Origin of the sequence: Roseovarius sp. EL26 (assembly GCF_900327775.1) — a bacterium.
Taxonomy (GTDB): domain Bacteria; phylum Pseudomonadota; class Alphaproteobacteria; order Rhodobacterales; family Rhodobacteraceae; genus Roseovarius.
Genome location: NZ_OUMZ01000002.1, coordinates 105646 through 123985 on the forward strand (window position 1 = coordinate 105646; position 18340 = coordinate 123985).

Below are 18340 nucleotides of genomic sequence, written 5' to 3' on the forward strand. Positions count from 1 at the left end.
CCTCAGTGGAGCCAGGGATAAGGGCCAATCCCCCCATCATCGATTAGTGCGCCTGTTTCGAACCGCTCTAACGCAAAGGGAGTGATCAGATCTGGCGTTGTGCCGCTTGACAGCATCTTTGCCATCTCATGACCTACGGCGGGGGTCGCTTTGAACCCTGCATATCCCCAACCGGCATTAACTTTCAGCCCAGCCACCGGTGTGTCACCCATGATAGCATTGCCGTCCATGGTTATGTCAGCCGTGCCCGACCAGTGGCGCATGAGTCGAAGACGGCTGAGAAAGGGAAACATCTGCACCGCACGTGCAAGCGTGTTCTCAATCGCATCAAAACTGCCGCGTCGGGCAGTCGAATGATACCCATCAGTTGCCCCACCCAATACCAATTCGCCTTTGTCGGTCTGGCTGACATAGCTTAGACCGGCGTTGTAATTTACTACGCAATCAAGAACTGGTTTCACGGGTTCAGTAACAAAGGCCTGAACATTCACTGGGCTCAACGGAAGCGCAAAACCGGCCAATTCGGTCACCTGCCCGGATGCCCCGGCAACAGAAATCATTGCTTGGCCGCATGTCACATCGCCCAGCTTTGTCCGCACACCCTGAAGACGGCCGTTTTCTATATTAAAACCGGTGACTGGACAGTTCTGAAAAACATGAACTCCTGCGGCGGCGGCCTGGCGAGCAAAACCCCAAGCGACAGCGTCGTGGCGGACAACACCACCGGCCTCCTGCACCAGTGCGCCACATACAGGAAATCTATCATCATCGTTCAAAGCCAGTTGAGGCACACGGGCTTGAAGTTGAGCAAGATCAAGGATATCGGCCTGTGCTCCATCTTGTGCGCCGTTAAGGTTCATTGCGTTGGCACGCAGTGTAAAATGTTCCAACTCGCCGTCTGAATGGGCTAGATCCACATAACCACGGGGTGAATACATCAGGTTGAAATTGAGATCCTGACTAAGTGAAGACCAAAGCCCAAGCGCCTTGTTTTTTAGTTGAAAGCTAGCATCCAGAAGATAATCAGATCGTACTATTGTGGTATTTCGCGCGGTATTACCTCCACCGATCCATCCCGCTTCGAACACTGCGACATTGGTAATTCCGTGTTGCCGCGCAAGATAATATGCCGTTGCCAAACCGTGTCCACCGCCGCCGATAATGACAACATCATATGAAGCACCAAGATCGCAATCGGGAAGGATGGCTGGCCAGTGTCGTTGCCCTGTGACCGCATGCCGGGCTAAAGATAAGCCTGAATATGTCATATGTTTCGGCATTTTCTGAACTGATTGCCTTTGTCGTGTATGTTTAATTTGATCTGTGATCTCAGATTGTGCATATCTTCGAGCGAGTCAATTGCAAACTGGATATGTCATGAATGATTCTGATTTTCAGATGGGTGTGCGAAACCTCCTGATGAACTGCGCCAAAACCCAACCTGATGAAAAAATACTGATCGTTGGGGAAGACGGTGAAAATACATTCTTTGAACCGGAATTGGCAGGTGATGTCGCACGCGCGGCTGAACGAATGGGATTGCAAGCAACTCATATTCTGGCGAAACCCGTCGCATCGGCAAACGAGTTTCCTGAGTCCGTTCTTCGAGCGATGGAAGAAACGGACATCACCATTTTTTTCTCACGGCTTGGTGATCAAGTGCGGTTTCTGCCATCCCTCGGGGCAGGGCGAAATGTGATGACATATATATTGACGCGTCGTCATCTGGCCGCCTCCTTTGGCACAGCCAACTTCTCCATAACCGAACGTACTCTGGAAAAACTGATCGAAGTAATCACCGCCGCGACACATTACCGGATCACTTGTCAGGGTGGTACCGACATGACAAGTGATCTTAGTCAGGCTGAAACCGAATCCGACTTCGTTCCATTTTCGCTCAAGTTGTTTCCGACAATGATTTTCCCACCCATAGGTTTTCGGAACCTAAATGGTACGTTGAAAATAAGTGATTTTACCTTGTCCAGCTCTACACGTGCGTATGATGATAGTGTGCTGAACATTTCATCGCCAATACTTGCCGACGTGCATGATGGTTTGATGACCGATTTTGATGGTGACGCTGGAGTAATACAAACCTTTCAGGAGCAATGCATACGGGCTGCAGGAATTACAGGTGGTGAGCCGTTTCGCCTAAATTCATGGCATACAGGGGTTAATCCTTTTACGTTCTTCGAAGGCAATCCGCATGATGATCTGGAACGGTGGGGAACGGTGGCATATGGATCACCCAGATACACGCATATCCATGCGGCAGGCAAAGATCCCGGTGATCTTGCGATACAGCTTTTTGACGCTAGTATTTCCTTTGATGATGAGTGGATCTGGAAAGACGGGCGTTTTGTTTTTCTTGATCGGCCAGACATGCGGGAAATGCTTGATGCCAATGGGCAAAAAAATCTAACATCCGATGTTCGTCTTGATATTGGAATGTGAGAAAGGTTGAGTAAAGTGCCGAACAAATCTGTGGCATGGGTGAAGTGTATTGAGGAGCAGGATGCTACTGGCGATGTTGCAAAGGCATATGCACATGTGGCCGGCCCGGATGGGGTAGTTGAAAACCTCTATAAGGCGATGTCTTTGACGCCGGGCGTGATCAAACCCGCTGATGACCACTATCTGGCCTTACTACATAATAAATCTTCGCCATTGGAACCATGGCTGTCCGAATTGATAGCAACATATGTATCGATCTTGTGCGGTAGTGAGTATGCTGCGCTAAACCATGGCGAAAATTTTGAACATCACTATGGAAATAGACAGGAGTCTTCGACGATCCTTCGTTCGTTGTACGATAGTGAACCTAAGGTCAAAGGGTTGCCGGCAGCCACCTGTGTCGCCATCGATTTCACGCGAAAGCTAAGCCTCTCACCACAACAAATTTCCAGCACTGACATTGATCAACTTCGTGCAGTAGGATTTTGCGACACTAGCATCAGTTATATAGCACAGATTGCTGCATCTTTCGCGTATTGGGCCCGAATTACCAATGCTTTGGGAATCGAGCTAGGCGACACAATTGGCTTAACTGGCAAGCCCACAGAGGCCTAGCATGGCAGTACAAGTTTGTTAATCAGGAGATTGCGCTTTAGGATGTTCCTAAAACTAGATCAGAAAGTTTGGTGCATCTGTGAATGTAATTCCACACGAAAATAACAGCCTTAGTGAAGCAATATATCAAGACCTGCGTATGCGATTGATTGTTGGCGATTTGGCCCCCAATGACAGCCTCTCAATCCGCAAGCTGGCCGAGGATTTCAGCGTGTCCACCATGCCGGTTCGAGAAGCCTTGAAGCGACTGGAAACTGAAAATGCGCTTCGTGGTTCAGCAAAGCGAGCCTACCGCGTACCAGATCCATCTCTACAGGAAGCTACAAATATTTTCTTTATACGTGCAACGTTAGAGGGGGCGGGGTCAGAGTTGGCGATGGATCATCTGACCGCAGAGGATCTCATTCAATTACGACAATATTCGTTTGCCATGGACGATGCCTGGGGCAGACTGAACGCACATGATTTTCTTCTGAATAATTTTCAGTTCCATTCTTTGATTTACCGGGCAACGCAAAACTTGGATCTATCGGAAATGGCTGAGGCTCTATATGCGCGAAGTGGCCCTTGGATGGGGCGCGCAATACGAGATTTCACTCCAGGATCAGATTGGGCAAATGAACATCATGATATCATTGATGCATTTGAGGCAGGAGACAAACGGAAGGTTCGTAAGCTGATCGAGGCCGATGTAAGTTGGGGAATTGCTTATTTTCAGGATCATGAACCATCGCCAGGTAACTGAGTCCTAGCCATAGATAAAATCTGAGATCACAGAATTCCTTGACTTGCACATTCCAGTCGGGCAGCTTTGCATTAATCAAAAGTGTGATCACAGATTTGATCACAAAAAATGCAGGGAAACTAAAATGAAACCTCTCTCAAAAATCTTAACAACATCCGCAATTTGCACGATTTCTACACTATCACTATTCACTGCGTCCGCCTCAGCAGAGGGTACTTTCCGATTCGCCCATCCGATAGGTATGGGTGGTTCAGAAAGTATGGATCCAATCAGCGAAAGCAGATTCTACTATGCAATCCTCGCGACGCAGAACAAATTAGTTCGTATTGCGCCTGATGGCCGTCCAGAGGGATCGCTTGCTGTCAGTTGGGAGGCTTCAGATGATGCCACCGATTGGACTTTCAAACTGCGTGAAGGCGTAAAATTTCACGATGGAACGGAATTTGACGCAACGGATGTGATAAAACAGTTTGATCGAATTAAAGACCCAGCCAATGAATCTCCACTTGCATCCGCGCTAGCGCTTGTCGATTCAGTTGAGGCTGTAGACGATCACACCGTTACGTTTCACCTAAATAACGCTCATGCTGATTTCCCCCTGCTTCTGACCGATTACCGGGTTCGTATGGTACCGTCCGAAGCGGGCGAAGAGCTTGCTGAAACTGGAGTTGGTACTGGCCCATTCAAGCTGGAAACTCTTGATGCTGAAGGCACGACAGTCCTTGTCGCCAACCCGGATTATTGGGAAGGCGCGCCCAAGCTGGACCAGATCGAAATCGTTGGGATTGCCGATGCTCAGGCTCGTGTGCAAGCCATGCTGGGTGGCCAGATCGACTGGCTGCTGTCAGTAAATGCACAGCAGGCCCCGCTTTTCGCAAATAACCCAGGGTTTCAGACACAGTCCTACTCGGCTGGGGATTGGAAGGGAATATCGTTTGATGTGCGCGAAGCACCGTATGACGATCCGCGCGTTCGCAAAGCACTGAGGATGGTTGTCGACCGCAAGGCTATGGCAGAACTGGTGGTCGGTCCGAATGGAGGCACAGTTAGCTGTGACAATCCGGTTTTTCCTGCAGACCAATATCGCGCTGACTTGAGTTGCGAGCAGGACATCGAAGGAGCAAAGGCCTTGTTGGCCGAGGCGGGTTACCCAGACGGAATAGATATTGAGATCAGTACATCCGATCTTGATCAGCATTGGGTGAATATTGCCGAGGTCTATCAGCAGCAAGCTGCTGAAGCAGGTATCAACGTTTCCATTAATATGACCCCTTCTGATGGATACTGGAGTGATGTATGGATGAAGGACCCGGCATTTCTGTCCTGGTGGAGTGCACGTCCGGCCGATCAAATTTTGAACGAAGCCTTCAGAGGAGGCGCGTCTTGGAATGAATCTCGCTACAGCAATGCAGATTTTGATGCCAATCTTGATGCCGCACGCAGTGCACCCACATTTGAGGAACGCGCAAAATTATATGGCGAGGCCCAAGAATTGCTGTGGAAAGAAGGCGCAACTATGATCCCCTTCCACCTGAATATTACACGGGTGCTTGGCAATGGCGTATCTGGCTTTGATGAGATCGACGAACAACACACGCGCTGGCATCTCATCAATAAAGAATAATCCAGTATCGTGAAATTTGCTGCGGCTTTCCACCAAGTGAGCTGCAGCAAGCCAAAATGTTTGGATAGCGTTTGCTAAACCTACTTTTAAAACGGCTTGTTCTTGCTGCTTTTACAATTGTGATTGTTGTCACGATTGTATTTCTTGCGGTCGAAGCGCTGCCGGGTGATGCCTGCACATCATTTTTAGGTCGCGCGGCCAAAGGAAACCGATTGCTTCTTTGTCAGGAAGAGTTTGGCCTGGATCGACCTGCCGTCGAACGTTTTGTCGAATGGGTTAGCGCAGCCATGCATGGTGATCTGGGTCAGTCGATGGCACGCCGAGATACGGTTGCCGAATTAGTCGGTATTCGTCTAAGAAACACTCTGCTGCTAGGGCTATCCGCCTGCGCGCTTGGCATTCCGCTCGCGATTATTCTGGGTGTCGTCACAGGTTTGTGGCGCGATCGCCCGCTGGACATCGGCCTTTCAACATTCGCAATTATTATCATGACAATCCCCGAGTTTGTTATGGGCACAGTGTTGATCCTCATCTTTTCGATCTGGTTGAAGTGGCTGCCCGGGATTGTGATTACGCGGCCGACAGCACCTTTGGGCGATTTTCTGGGCGACATCATCTTACCCGTCATCGCGCTGGCCGGAATTATGACAGCCCATATTATGCGCATGGTCCGAACCAGTGTAATTGATGTGATGGGCAGTGAATATGTAAAGATGGCGAAGCTTAAAGGTGTGCCATATTGGAAAATGATCCGTCGTCATGTCCTTCCAAATGCGTTGGTGCCTACGATCAATCTAATCGCGTTGACCATTGCCTGGATGCTGGGCGGAGTTGTTGTGATCGAAGTGGTGTTTAACTATCCGGGCATTGGCCGTCTGATCGTTGATGCCATCGGCGATCGTGATCTGCCTTTGGTACAGGGGATCGCACTGGTTCTTGCGAGCATATATGTGGGCCTGAACCTTGCGGCGGATATTGCGACACTCATGCTCAATCCAAAACTTCGCACGTTGAAAGGGCATTGAGATGACCGTTGAGGCCACCGAAACCGACCTGCGTCCACCACTCCATATACGTCTGATTCAGGTTTTTGCCGCGATGTGGCGGCAGCCATCTGGCAAAGCTGGATTGACGCTTTTGTTTATTCATCTGTTTGTTGCGGTTTTCGCGGGATTGCTCGTGTCTCATAATTTCGCGGCACAGGATGCAGCTGCAATCTTTGCCAAGCCGAGTGCTGAACACTGGCTGGGTGCCGACAATCTTGGCCGTGACGTGCTGACACGCACAATGCTGGGCGGGCGCCCAGCATTGATTACAACTTTTTTCGGGACCATGCTGGCACTTTTACTGGGCGGTTTCCTGGGAATTTTACTCGGCTTCATTGGTGGCACGATTGATGACATAGCGATGCGCGTTGTCGATGCGTTTCTGGCCATTCCCTGGCTTCTTCTTCTGCTTTTGATTGTTGCTATTTTTGGCACTGCCACGTTCGTAATGGTCCTGACATTAGGGTTCCTATACGCCGTGGCAATCATTCGCATCATACGAGCGGCAACACTTGATGTGGTGGCACAGGACTACATTACCGCCGCTCGTACGCGCGGCGAGCGGAAGGTCACAATCGTGATCAAAGAACTGCTGCCAAATGTATTGGACGTGGTGTTGGTTGAAGGCGCCATGCGCTGGAGTTGGATGCTACTGACCTTTAGCGCATTGTCATTTCTTGGTTTCGGTGTAACTCCACCCACGCCTGATTGGGGCCTGATGATTGCGTCATCACGAAATTTCATGTCGGTTTCTGTATGGCCCGTCGCGGCACCTATGATCGCGCTCAGCACCTTGATTATCGGCCTCAACCTTTCTGCTGATGCCTTGGCCAAGGCCCTTGGCGTAGATCGCGCGAGGATCGGGGGATGAAGGATTTACCTGAGCTACTGCAAACGCGGGATCTGCGCATCGGAATACCGCTGAACAATGGTGAGTTTAACATTGTCCGTGATATCAATCTTGGAATTCGCGCTGGTGAAGCCATTGGATTGGTCGGTGAATCTGGCAGCGGAAAAAGCACAATCGCCCTGTCCATGATGGGATTTTTGGGTAGCGGTCTAGAAGTTCTTGAAGGATCATCAAGTTTTGAAGGTAGCTTTGTTTTTGACCTTCCGCTTGCCGAGTTGCAAAAGTTACGTGGCGGCCGCCTTGGGCTAATCCCACAAAATGCCGGGCAAGCCTTATCGCCAAACCTACGAATTTCGGCGCAGCTGATCGAAGCTTTGGAGCTTCATTCGGACGTTGCAACTACTGATCGCCAAGCGCGCATGGTGGAACTTCTATCGCAGGTACGTCTGCCGGACCCGGAAGTCATACTTGAGCGATATCCGCACCAATTGTCGGGTGGACAGCAACAACGCGTAGCGATCGCCATGGCGCTGGCCGGTGAACCTGATGGCTTGATACTGGATGAGCCGACAACAGGCCTGGATGTGACGACGCAGGCCCATATTCTTGAACTTTTGGCGCAGCTCCGTGTCGAGCGAAATTTGGCAATGGTTTTTGTCAGTCATGACCTGGGTGTCATCGCGCGTGTTTGCACCCGTGTAGTTGTTCTTTATGCAGGTGAAATCGCCGAAGATGGACCAGTGGCTGAGGTTCTACGTAAACCGGTGCATCCTTATACTCGGGGCTTGATTGCTTCGATTCCAAAGCTTTCTGATGCGGCCATTCCCGCGTCGCTGGAAGGGCGTCCCCCCGCTCCGGATCAGCGTAGCGGGGGCTGTCTATTTGCCCCTAGGTGCATGCATAGCACTGACATTTGCACACAAACCAAGCCGAATTCGCGGCCTGCAGGCAGCGGCCATGTTGTCCGCTGCCACCACGCTGAGAAAATCGTTCAGGGTGCGGCGATGCCCGAATCAACCCAGCGAGAGCAGGTTTCACTTGGTGAACCAATCGTGACCTTGGAGAACGTGCAGATTCGCTATGATCAGCCAGGATTGATCGATCGCCTGACCGGAAAACCTCGTCCGACACCGACATGTGATCGGGTTGATCTGACAATTCGTGCCGGTGAAACATTGGCCCTAGTGGGTGAGAGTGGCTCGGGGAAGTCGACGATTTTAAAGGCAATTTCCGGACTTGTGCCGCCAAGTCAGGGCAGGATTCTGGATCGGGCCGGACAGACATTGCCGCCGTACCTCGATAACCGGACAAAGGACCAAAAACGCAGATTTCAAATGGTTTTCCAAAATCCTGACCTCTCGCTTAATCCACGCCAAACTGTTGAAGAAATCATTGGCAGCCCGCTGAAACTCTATGAAGGACTTGCCGGGCAGGCTTTACGTAATCGCGTGGTTAATCTGCTGGATCAGGTGCGCCTCGGGGCATCTTATTTGCGGAAACTGCCATCTCAGATGAGTGGTGGTGAAAAGCAACGGATTGGTATCGCCCGTGCCTTTGCCGCGCGCCCGGATCTGATCCTGTGTGACGAGGTCACATCTGCACTGGATGTGTCAGTTCAGGCGGCTGTCCTCAGCTTGCTAGTTGACCTTCAGGCGGAAACCGGAACAGCATTACTTTTTGTCAGCCACGATCTTGCTGTGGTTCGCGCAATATCCGACAAAGTTATGGTGCTATATCAGGGGCGCATGTGTGAACTGGGATCAGCAGAATCCGTGTTTGCTGAGCCCTACCATCCTTATGCATCAACGTTGTTGAATGCGGCTTTGGAACCTGATCCGGACAAAGCCCCCATACTTCTTGCTGATGACGTTACCGAACTGTCACCCCCTGCGAAGGGATGCCCGTTTCAGCGTCGATGTGCCCACCGGATCGGAGAGATTTGCGATTCTGAACGCCCCGGAAACGCACTCGGAGCGGATAATCCGCATGAGATTCTCTGCCATCTGAAAGAAAGTCAGCTACAGAGCATTTAGATGCTTGCGCGTTATTTAAATCTGTGATCACAGTTGATAAAAAATAGGCGTGGATGACATGGAATCAACAGCAAGAGTTGTAGTAATCGGAGGCGGCGTCGTTGGCTGCTCCATCCTTTATCACCTGGCTAAAAACGGGTGGACGGATGTAACGCTATTAGAGCGTCAGGAACTGACTTCGGGATCGAGCTGGCACGCTGCGGGCGGGCTTTTCACCGTAGTGCGACCAAACTCTGCGGCTGAGATGCACCGCTATACGTTCCAAATCTATCGCGAACTGGAAGAAGAAAGTGGGCAGCCCTGCGGCTTTCACTTTACTGGCGGCTTGAATGTCTGTCGTACTCAAGATGAGATCGACAGCAACGCAATTATGCAAAGCGCATGCCGGCGACTTGGAATTGAAGGGCATTTTATCTCACTTGAAGAAGCGAAAGCAAAGGTGCCGGTTCTAGATACTGAACACATGATTGGCGCTTTCTGGGAAGAGGAAGGTGGGCATGTTGACCCGGCTTCGGCAACCCAGGCCTTTGCTGCAGCCGCACGCCAGCTGGGGGCAAAAATTCACCGCTACAACCCTGTTATAGCCACAACTCAGCGTGTTGATGGAACATGGGATGTGGTAACAGAAAATGGCACGATTCACGCCGAGTACCTTGTCAATGCAGCAGGTCTTTGGGGGCGTGAGGTGGGCCGTATGGCCGGAATTGAACTGCCCTTGATGCCAGTTGAGCATCATTATTTGGTGACTGAAAACATTCCGCTGATTGAAGAGCTTGGTTTTGAGCTGCCTCAGATTAACGACAATGAAACTGGATGTTATGCTCGCCAAGAAGGCATGGGAATGTTGCTTGGTGCCTATGAACACGTCTGTACCCATTGGGCAAAAGAAGGCACTCCGTTGAACTTCGGACACGAACTGCTGCCGGATGATTTGAGTTGCATGGAATGGAACTTTGAAAAATCGGTAGAGATCATGCCCTGCCTCGCTGAGGCGGGGGTGAAGCGGGTGATCAATGGACCAATGATTTTCTCTCCTGATCTTGGTCCGTTGATCGGCCCGCACCCTGGGTTGCGCAACTACTTTTGTGCCAACGGTGTCATGGCCGGGTTCAATCAAGGTGGCGGAATTGGCCGAGTGATGGCTGAGTGGATCATCGGAGGCGAACCTGAGATCGATATATTCAACTGGGATGTTGCACGGTTCGGGAATTTTGCCACACAGAAATACACCGAAGAGATGACCAGATATTTTTATGAAAATAGATCAGAAAAGATATTTCCGTATCAAAGCTTTCCAGCAGCGCGTCCGCAGGCGATGTCTCCGGTGCACGATAAGCTTGCGGCCAAAGGCGCTGTGTTTGGCACTGGGTTCGGCAGCGAACACGCGACATGGTTTGCCCCCGAAGGAGTGACGGCCGAAGACAGTCTTACCTATCGCCAGCCCAACTGGTGGGGGCCAGTAGCCGAAGAAGGCAAACGCTTGCGTTCTGCGGTCGGATTGTTCGAGTTTTCGGACATGGCAAAGTTTGAGGTCTCTGGACCGGGTGCAGAGGCATGGCTTAACCATATCATGGCCAATCGACTGCCGAAACCAAGGCGGGTGTGCCTGTCGCCTATGCTATCAGACAAAGGCAAGGTGATAGGGGATTTCACTATTTCCAATCTTGGTGATCGCTATCTGCTTGTCAGCACCTATGCGATGCAATTGGCTTATCTGCGGCATTTCCGCAAATACCTGCCAGCAGAAGGGGTCACGTTACGCAACTTGTCTGATGAGTTGGCGGGTCTCAGTATCGCAGGGCCGAATGCACAGGCGTTAATTGCGACATTGACCGATCATGACATGAGCAGCGAGGGATTTCGCTTTCTTGATACGGATCAGGTGACGCTTGCAGGTATCAACAATGTCATCACGTTGCGCGTCTCTTATACTGGTGAGACAGGATATGAACTGTATCTGCCGCGCGCAGACCAGCCCGCCTTGTTTGATGCACTTTGTGCAGAGGGTGATAACCACAATCTGTCACTGTGTGGGTTGAGATGCCTGATGATGCTGCGCCTTGAAAAAAGCTTCGCAGCTTGGGGCCTTGAACTGACATCGGACTATTTTGCACATGAATGCGGTATGATGCATCACGTAAAGCTCGACAAAGGTGAATTTGTTGGGCGTGAGGCAGCCCTGAATTATCAACCGGCTCGCGAGCGGCCCATTACCCTGACAGTAGAGGCGGATGCCGATGCGATTTGGGGGGATGAAGCGATTTTTCTGGATGGAAAACCTGTGGGATACGTATCCTCAGGCGGTTGGGGTCCCGTCACTGAACAGCACATCGCGCTTGGCTATGTCACACCGGATGCCTACAGTGAAGGTGGCGCTTACACTGTGGAAATTTTGGGGCAACATCGTGCGGCAAGCTTGCAACCAAAACCGTTGTTTGACCCATCAGGCAGCCGTATGCGCGCCTGAGCCAAGCCAGGCTGCGGGAGTAGGAGGGTCGGATGAGACATAGGATCGTCAGAGAAGAGACTTGGGTCGGGGTTTCGGTGCGTAACTACGCACCTCAAGACCCCAAACAGGAGAAAACCAATGTCCCGCCGCCGCTCAACCCGCCAACCTCGTAACACCGGATTCACTCAACGCCCGTTTGGCGAGGTGCGTAATCCTATCGCACCGGCTGAACTGATTTCTTCAGATCAGGTCGAAGTTATTCACTATGCAAGTCTGAAAGTATTGCGTGATATCGGCATCAAGGTTGATAGCAGCGTCGCGCTTGATTTGCTTCAGCAGATCGGAGCCGATATTAATCGAGAAACCGGGTTAGTTCGATTTGATCCGAGCCTTGTCGAAGAAATGCTTGTCGGCATTCCATCAGAGTTCACCATTCATGCTCGCAACCCTGAGAAAACCGTTTCGGTTGGCGGGAACTCTCTAACATTTGCCACAGTTTGCGGACCATCATTTGTGTCTGACCTCGATCGTGGTCGTCGGGCAGGTACGCTTGAGGATATGCGTAATTTCGTAAAGCTCTCGGCCTCATTGAACATTTTCCATCATGAGGGCGGGGCGGGATGCGAACCGCTAGAATTACCACCAGAAACGCGCCATCTGGATATGATGCTGGCTCAAACGACTCTATGTGACAAAGGTTGGCAACCCTGCTGGATGAATACAGCCGACCGTGCGCGAGATTGCATCGAAATGGCTAAGATTGCGTTGCAAACCGATGATGACGGGTTACGGGAAAAGCCGGGGATATTGGGTGGTGTTAATACAAACTCTCCGCTCCTGTTTGATGATGGACAGGCCGAAGCGGTGATTGAATTTGCCCGCGCTGGACAGCCCGTGCATATCACGCCATTTACGCTTGCTGGGGCCATGAGCCCAATAACTATCGGTGGCTCTCTCGTGCAGCAGAATGCAGAAGCATTAGCCGGGATTGTGTTGGGGCAAGCCGCATGCCGTGGTGCGCCGACCTTTTACGGGCATTTTACATCGAATGTGGACATGAAAACCGGCTCCCCTGCTTTTGGAACGCCGGAATATGCGCAATCGGTTATGATCTCTGGTCAGATGGCGCGGCGCTATGGCCTGCCCATCCGATCATCAAATACAACAGCTTCTGCTTGCGTTGATGCACAGGCAACCTATGAAAGTGACATGTCCATCAACGCCTGCGTTCAGGGCCACATCAATGTCATGATGCATGCCGGTGGTTGGCTTGAAGGCGGCTTGACCTGTTCGTTCGAGAAACTGATTCTGGATGCGGAGCTGTTGCAAATGCAGGCCGCAATGTTGGAACCGGTCGATCTAAGCGATGATGCCATCGGGCTTGAAACCATTACCGAAGTTGGCCCCTCTGGCCATTTCTTTGGGACAGCTCATACCTTGGCACGATATGAAACCGCCTTTTATAGTCCGATTTTGTCGGATTGGCGCAATTTTGAAACTTGGCAGGATGATGGTGCAAAAGGGGCGACTGAACGGGCGAATGCCGTTTGGAAAAAGTTACTTCATGAGTATGAAAAACCTCCCATCGCACCTGAAGTCGAAGAAGAACTGGAAGCGTATGTCGCGCGGAGGAAAGTGGAGATTAAGCATTCATGATGGCAATGAATCCCTTCATGTCTGTGGTGCCACGCCCGAACAATTTACCCTCGTCTTGGCGCAACCGAAACGGATCGCCTGACTAGTCTTGACACTCTATGGGTTCAACATCTGAATGACGAGAAAGAATGATGCTACCAGCTGCGTTGTGGTCAATTCTGGCGATTAATCCATCAACATTGCCACGCGGAGATGGGATGCGGACAACCATTGCGTCACAAGCAGAAAGCGTATGGGCGACATAGATCGTTGATTTGTGCATTTGCCTTATCTGGTACCGTCCGACATTCCACCAAGCGATCCAAAACAGTCGAGGCTTGGGCAAGCGTATTCATTCTATTAGACCAATGCGGCATCCGCGGTGCGTTCTTGATCAATCAACACTTCAAGCTGACGCCGATAGCGGAGCTGACCCCCATCGATATTCAAATCTATATGCGACGTGGACTTGTTCGCCATTCCCTTCTGCACTTCATTCAGCACTTCCCGGTCTTCTTCAAACGCGTGTTTGACATCTTCTGACATCATCTCACTTAGCTCGTTGTCATCGGGGCGGATATTACGAAGCTGGAACCAGTAGTACCGCGTCCGCCCTTCGGTTTCCGGGGTCATGAAGTTGTAGCTGTCCATAATGAAGGTGTTTTCATGCAACGGGCCCCCAATCCCGCCCGTCCCTGCAGGGGTAAACACCGCACGGATCAGGGCATGACAGGGGTAGCGTACCTCGTAATGTTGAAGCCGATCGCAATTGCCCTCAAATTCAACGATTTTTTTGTAAAACGGGGCTGGTTCTACATCCATCATCCATCGCCAGACCGTGATGCCATCATCTCGCTTGTGAATACGCAGTGGGGTATCCTCTGTCGCCGCCTGACCAAAAGAACTTTGGTGGACCCAAGCCACATGTGTTGGATCCAACAAGTTGTCGGTCACGTAAAGATAGTTGCAGTCAATCTCGAGCGCTTTTCCGCGGTTCATGCCCCAATCGGGGTTGTCGAAATTTTCGATCTCGAAGATATCTGACGTATCAGCCAAAGCCGGATTTCCCATCCAGATCCAAACCAAGCCATAACGTTCTTCAGTGGGATAAGCGTGAACTTTAGCGTTTGATGGAATGCCGCCCTGTCCCGGAGCATGAATACATTGGCCAGTGCCGTTAAAGGTCAGGCCGTGATAACCACATTCCACGGCATCGCCTTTGCGCCGCCCCTTGGTCAGCGGGAGTTTGCGGTGCGGGCAGGCGTTCTCAAGTGCGACGACTTTGTCCTTGCTATCACGAAACATACAGATGCTTTCGTTCAGTAGCGCCACGTTCCTCAGTTCTTCAGTTATCTCGTCGCCCCAAGCGGCGACATACCAAGCGTTTCTCAAAAACATGGGGGTGATTCCTTGCGTTGGTTGATGGATTTCCGTGATCACGGATTATTACTTGGATCCTGTTCGTTGATAGGTTTGTATAATCATAACTCGCCATTATCTGCAAACATAATACTTGAAAGAATCCAAAGAATGTGATCACAGTTAATGACAGATTTCCAATCCTGTGCACCTTAGGAGAATTCCATGCTGGACAAACATGTCGCCCCATTGTCTGAAATCGAGCGTCTCCATAGTGAGCTGGCAGATCGCGCTGCTCTGGCGGATGAAGATGCCTGGGCGATGCCAGCGGAGTATTACACCTCAGAAGCATTTCTGCAGGTAGAGATTAACGACGTGCTGCGCCGCGATTGGATGTGCATTGGACATATCGGTGAGCTGCGCACCCCCGGTGATTTTTTCACCACCGAACTATTTGGTGAACAATTGCTGACTGTCCGTGACACGGATGGCGTCATACGTGTGCTGTCGAATGTTTGTCGCCATCGCGGTAATCGGGTGGCCGAAGGGTCAGGCAACGCCAAAAAGTTCATCTGCCAGTACCACACCTGGACCTATGACACTGCTGGGGCCTTAAAGGTGGCACCTCACATGAAAAAGCGACGGGTGTTCGATCAATCCAAATGTGGGCTGCCAGAATTCGCCAGCGAAGTTTGGATGGGCTGGCTGTTTGTTAATCTGGAGGGCAACGCCATTTCATTGGCATCGCGCGTTGGCGGACTGGAAGTCGTCATCGAAAACTATCATCAAGATCAGCGGCACCTCGTGCACATGGAAGAGGATGTCTGGGATTGCAATTGGAAAGCGTTGTTTGAGAACTTCATGGAGGGGTATCACCTCAGCGCCACACATCTGAATACACTGCATCCAATCACACCCACCAAGCTGTGCCAAAAAATGGTCAGCGGCGAGGGTTGGACAGGATATCACGCCTGTTATGATCCGGACTATCCGCCGCGCGAACCTTTCCATCCTGATCTGACCGAGTTCGAGCGCAATAACTCGCCCATGTATGGGGTTTATCCCAACCTGATGGTCGGCATGGGCACGGATTTCACTCTGTTCATGATTATCCGCCCGGACGGTGCAGACAAAGTGCGCATTCGCTGGGGCGTTACAGGGCAGGACGACACGCCAGAATCGGAGACGACGCAGAACTATGTCTCACTGTGTCGGTCCTTCAATATTGAAGATAAGGAGAAGCTTGAAATCCTGCAGCAGGCACTGCAAACCCGCACCTATCAGGGTGGGCCTTTGGCGCCGGACGACTTTGAAGGCACGATTTGGGATTTCATTCAGTACATGGCCCGTAAAATGGGTCACGTCCAAAGCCCAGGTAAGATTCCATAAAAAACGACAAATCAGCCAGTTTAGCGGCGAAAATCGACAGTTCCGCCGCGATAGCCTCCCTTTAATGAGTACAAAAACAGCCATCGGGAAGAACAACCACAATAGTGCCCATTGCGGGAGACTGTCGAATCCTCCGCTAATCTAATATGAAACGGCAGAAGGCTGAACATCGGGTACTGATCTTTCCAAGCCTTCATCGGTGAATCAAACGGAACGAGCTTTTCCCACGGGATCAGATATGAGCCCTTTTCGTGCAATCTTTCCATGCAGTCCCAGTCAAATCCCTCTCAGGCGAGGCGGCCGGTATGTAAACCCAGACGCTAGAGCGCGAGAACGGCGTCGTCAGTTTTGTCTTCGTCGAGAGGAATCCCACCAATTTCCTCGGAGATATGCCGCATATCCGTCATGATGTCAGGGCCCATTTCCTATAGTCGCGCAAATTTCTATTGGAATCGACATACCGGTGGAGCGTGACAGGCTTTGTCACCCTAAAGCCTATTCGCGAAGCCAATGATGGTTACTGGGCGGATGTCTGGTTGAAAAAGCCGTTCATCTTCTCCAAATAGGGCGCGCCCCCGACACCAGATACGATGTTCACGCAGGCTTATCAAACTGGCATGGCGTGGTCCGAAGCCTTTTGGAGCAATGAGAAGTTTGATGAATTTCTACTTCAGGCCAAAGCAGAGCTGGACGACGTGAAGCGCGCCGAGATGTACTATGAAATGAGCCTGATCGCGCGCGATGATGGCGACAGTATCATTCCGATGTTCGCGCCTATGAACGCTGGTGGTTCAAAAGCTGAGGAATGTGTGGTTTTGGCGGTCCTCCCGACCGCCAAAACCCGGACTGCCGCATAAAAACCAGCAGATGGATAAGTGGCGCGGTTGCAGTAATCGCGCCATTTGTGCCAGATAGACCTTATGAACGAACAACCTGTGCCTAAAGAACTTTCATTTTCTGACAGCATCTATAAGGATTTAAAATCCCGATTAATGCTAGGTGGTTACTTACCCGGTGACAGACTTTCAATGCGAAAACTCGCCTTGGAATTCGGGACCAGTTCGATGCCTGTGCGTGAAGCATTAAAACGACTGGCCTCTGAAAGGGCAATCCAAAGCGCTGCCGCAAAAGCCTACAATGTCCCCATATTGAGCAACAAACGTGCAACTGATTTATTTGTGCTACGTGGACTGCTGGAAATTGCCGCCGCTGAAGCTGCCTATAGCTCTCTTACAACTAAAATCACAGACGAGCTTTCCGGGCTGAGTGACCGCATGGGTGCACATCTAAAACTGCGTGATTTCCCTGCGTACATGGCAGACAATTACAGGTTTCATTTTTTGATTTATGGCCAAGTCGGTAATCCGGATATGGTTTTCATGATCCAGCAGCTTTGGATGCAAACTGGTCCCTCTCTACATCTAGGCCTCCAGAAATCTATTTCGCCGGCCGAAAATTGGAATTCCGAACATGTTCGATTGGTTGATGCATTGACCACAGGGGACCCTTCCGATGTTGCGAAAGCAATGCATGATGATGTCGCCTGGGGTACTAATTTCTACAGCAACTAGACTTAAGTTTTGGGCGGTTGATGCGAAATGAAATTGTTCGTTTGCGCCTTGCGGCTCATCTCGATGCAAAATGCGCACCCGGCTCGATAACTTGCTGGCCTAAGAAGTAGATGGTCGGTTCAGCAGGTTTATCTGGTTGCGGCAGTTCGATGTGGGCAAGAACTCTGCCGACATCAACCGCCGGCATTGTCAGGTTAATTTTCTGAAGAACAACCAATGCATGAAAATAGTATCAGGCTGCCAGTTCTTTGGCGCAGCCGTTCCAATGTTCGAAAGCGGTGGCCCGTTTCTGGCGATAGGTTGAGGCAGTCATCTTGTGGCGGTATGGACGGAACAGGTTAGCGGTTTCATCATGGACGGAGAGGAATCTCTGGGCCTGACGAGCTGACTTGAACCTGCCCTGTATCTTTTCTCGTTTCCGCGTCGGTCTGTGCGACCCTTCTATACGATTGTTCAATCCCTTGTGCGCCCGATGCTCCACATCCAACTCAAGCTTGCGTAGAGCCGCACCGTAGCTGCGGAGTTTGTCTGTCACAATAACGCGGGGCTCGCCCCAGCGGGCCATTAATC

Annotated in this window: 16 protein-coding genes; 12 read left to right on the forward strand and 4 right to left on the reverse strand. The window is 51.0% G+C overall.

Annotated features, from left to right (window positions below):
• Positions 1-2: 2 nt before the first annotated feature.
• Positions 3-1268 carry an FAD-dependent oxidoreductase gene (locus D9A02_RS00975; RefSeq protein ID WP_120499141.1) on the reverse strand — a complete coding sequence of 422 codons (1266 nt, stop codon included), beginning with the start codon at positions 1266-1268 and terminating at the stop codon, positions 3-5.
• A gap of 109 nt (positions 1269-1377) precedes the next feature.
• Between D9A02_RS00975 and D9A02_RS00980 the strand changes: the two genes are divergently transcribed.
• From D9A02_RS00980 to D9A02_RS01020, 9 genes are all read left to right on the forward strand, one after another.
• Positions 1378-2454, forward strand: coding sequence for a hypothetical protein (locus tag D9A02_RS00980; protein WP_120499118.1), 1077 nt, complete (start codon positions 1378-1380; stop codon positions 2452-2454).
• Between the two features lie 6 nt (positions 2455-2460).
• Positions 2461-3069: a hypothetical protein gene (locus tag D9A02_RS00985; protein ID WP_162932917.1), complete on the forward strand. Its 609-nt coding sequence runs from the start codon at positions 2461-2463 to the stop codon at positions 3067-3069.
• 79 nt (positions 3070-3148) lie between these two features.
• Complete coding sequence (locus tag D9A02_RS00990; RefSeq protein ID WP_301951077.1) at positions 3149-3814, forward strand: GntR family transcriptional regulator; 666 nt, start codon at positions 3149-3151, stop codon at positions 3812-3814.
• Positions 3815-4073: 259 nt separating this feature from the next.
• Positions 4074-5438: an ABC transporter substrate-binding protein gene (locus D9A02_RS00995; protein WP_216824926.1), complete on the forward strand. Its 1365-nt coding sequence runs from the start codon at positions 4074-4076 to the stop codon at positions 5436-5438.
• A gap of 71 nt (positions 5439-5509) precedes the next feature.
• Entirely contained in the window at positions 5510-6463 is a 954-nt protein-coding gene (locus D9A02_RS01000; RefSeq protein ID WP_120499122.1) for an ABC transporter permease, read from the forward strand.
• Between the two features lies 1 nt (position 6464).
• A complete protein-coding gene (locus tag D9A02_RS01005; protein WP_120499123.1) occupies positions 6465-7355 on the forward strand; it encodes an ABC transporter permease in 891 nt (296 codons plus the stop codon).
• Positions 7352-9367, forward strand: a complete 2016-nt coding sequence (locus D9A02_RS01010; protein ID WP_120499124.1) for an ABC transporter ATP-binding protein — start codon at positions 7352-7354, stop codon at positions 9365-9367. Before D9A02_RS01005 ends, D9A02_RS01010 begins: the two co-directional genes overlap by 4 nt.
• Before the next feature lie 58 nt (positions 9368-9425).
• The gene (locus D9A02_RS01015) at positions 9426-11834 is read left to right on the forward strand and encodes an FAD-dependent oxidoreductase (RefSeq protein ID WP_120499125.1); all 2409 of its coding nucleotides are present in this window, start codon (positions 9426-9428) and stop codon (positions 11832-11834) included.
• Positions 11835-11954: 120 nt separating this feature from the next.
• Positions 11955-13472, forward strand: a complete 1518-nt coding sequence (locus tag D9A02_RS01020) for a trimethylamine methyltransferase family protein (RefSeq protein WP_120499126.1) — start codon at positions 11955-11957, stop codon at positions 13470-13472.
• On the opposite strand, the gene D9A02_RS19365 is transcribed toward D9A02_RS01020, so the two are convergent.
• Positions 13459-13536: a hypothetical protein gene (locus D9A02_RS19365; protein WP_367946740.1), complete on the reverse strand. Its 78-nt coding sequence runs from the start codon at positions 13534-13536 to the stop codon at positions 13459-13461. The genes D9A02_RS01020 and D9A02_RS19365 overlap by 14 nt on opposite strands.
• Before the next feature lie 275 nt (positions 13537-13811).
• On the reverse strand, positions 13812-14849 hold the full coding sequence (locus D9A02_RS01030; RefSeq protein WP_120499127.1) for an aromatic ring-hydroxylating dioxygenase subunit alpha: 1038 nt from the start codon (positions 14847-14849) through the stop codon (positions 13812-13814).
• A 186-nt stretch (positions 14850-15035) separates the two neighbouring features.
• Between D9A02_RS01030 and D9A02_RS01035 the strand changes: the two genes are divergently transcribed.
• The 3 genes from D9A02_RS01035 (at position 15036) to D9A02_RS01045 (ending at position 17770) form a co-directional block, all read left to right on the forward strand.
• The gene (locus tag D9A02_RS01035; protein WP_120499128.1) at positions 15036-16199 is read left to right on the forward strand and encodes an aromatic ring-hydroxylating dioxygenase subunit alpha; all 1164 of its coding nucleotides are present in this window, start codon (positions 15036-15038) and stop codon (positions 16197-16199) included.
• A 590-nt stretch (positions 16200-16789) separates the two neighbouring features.
• Positions 16790-17056 (forward strand): hypothetical protein, encoded by a 267-nt coding sequence (locus D9A02_RS01040; protein ID WP_162932918.1) that lies wholly within the window; start codon positions 16790-16792, stop codon positions 17054-17056.
• A gap of 63 nt (positions 17057-17119) precedes the next feature.
• On the forward strand, positions 17120-17770 hold the full coding sequence (locus D9A02_RS01045; RefSeq protein ID WP_120499130.1) for a GntR family transcriptional regulator: 651 nt from the start codon (positions 17120-17122) through the stop codon (positions 17768-17770).
• Positions 17771-18002: 232 nt separating this feature from the next.
• Here the strand turns inward: D9A02_RS01045 and D9A02_RS01050 are convergent.
• Positions 18003-18340, reverse strand: a 338-nt coding sequence (locus D9A02_RS01050; protein WP_162932919.1) for a DDE-type integrase/transposase/recombinase, incomplete at its 5' end; no start/stop codon positions are given.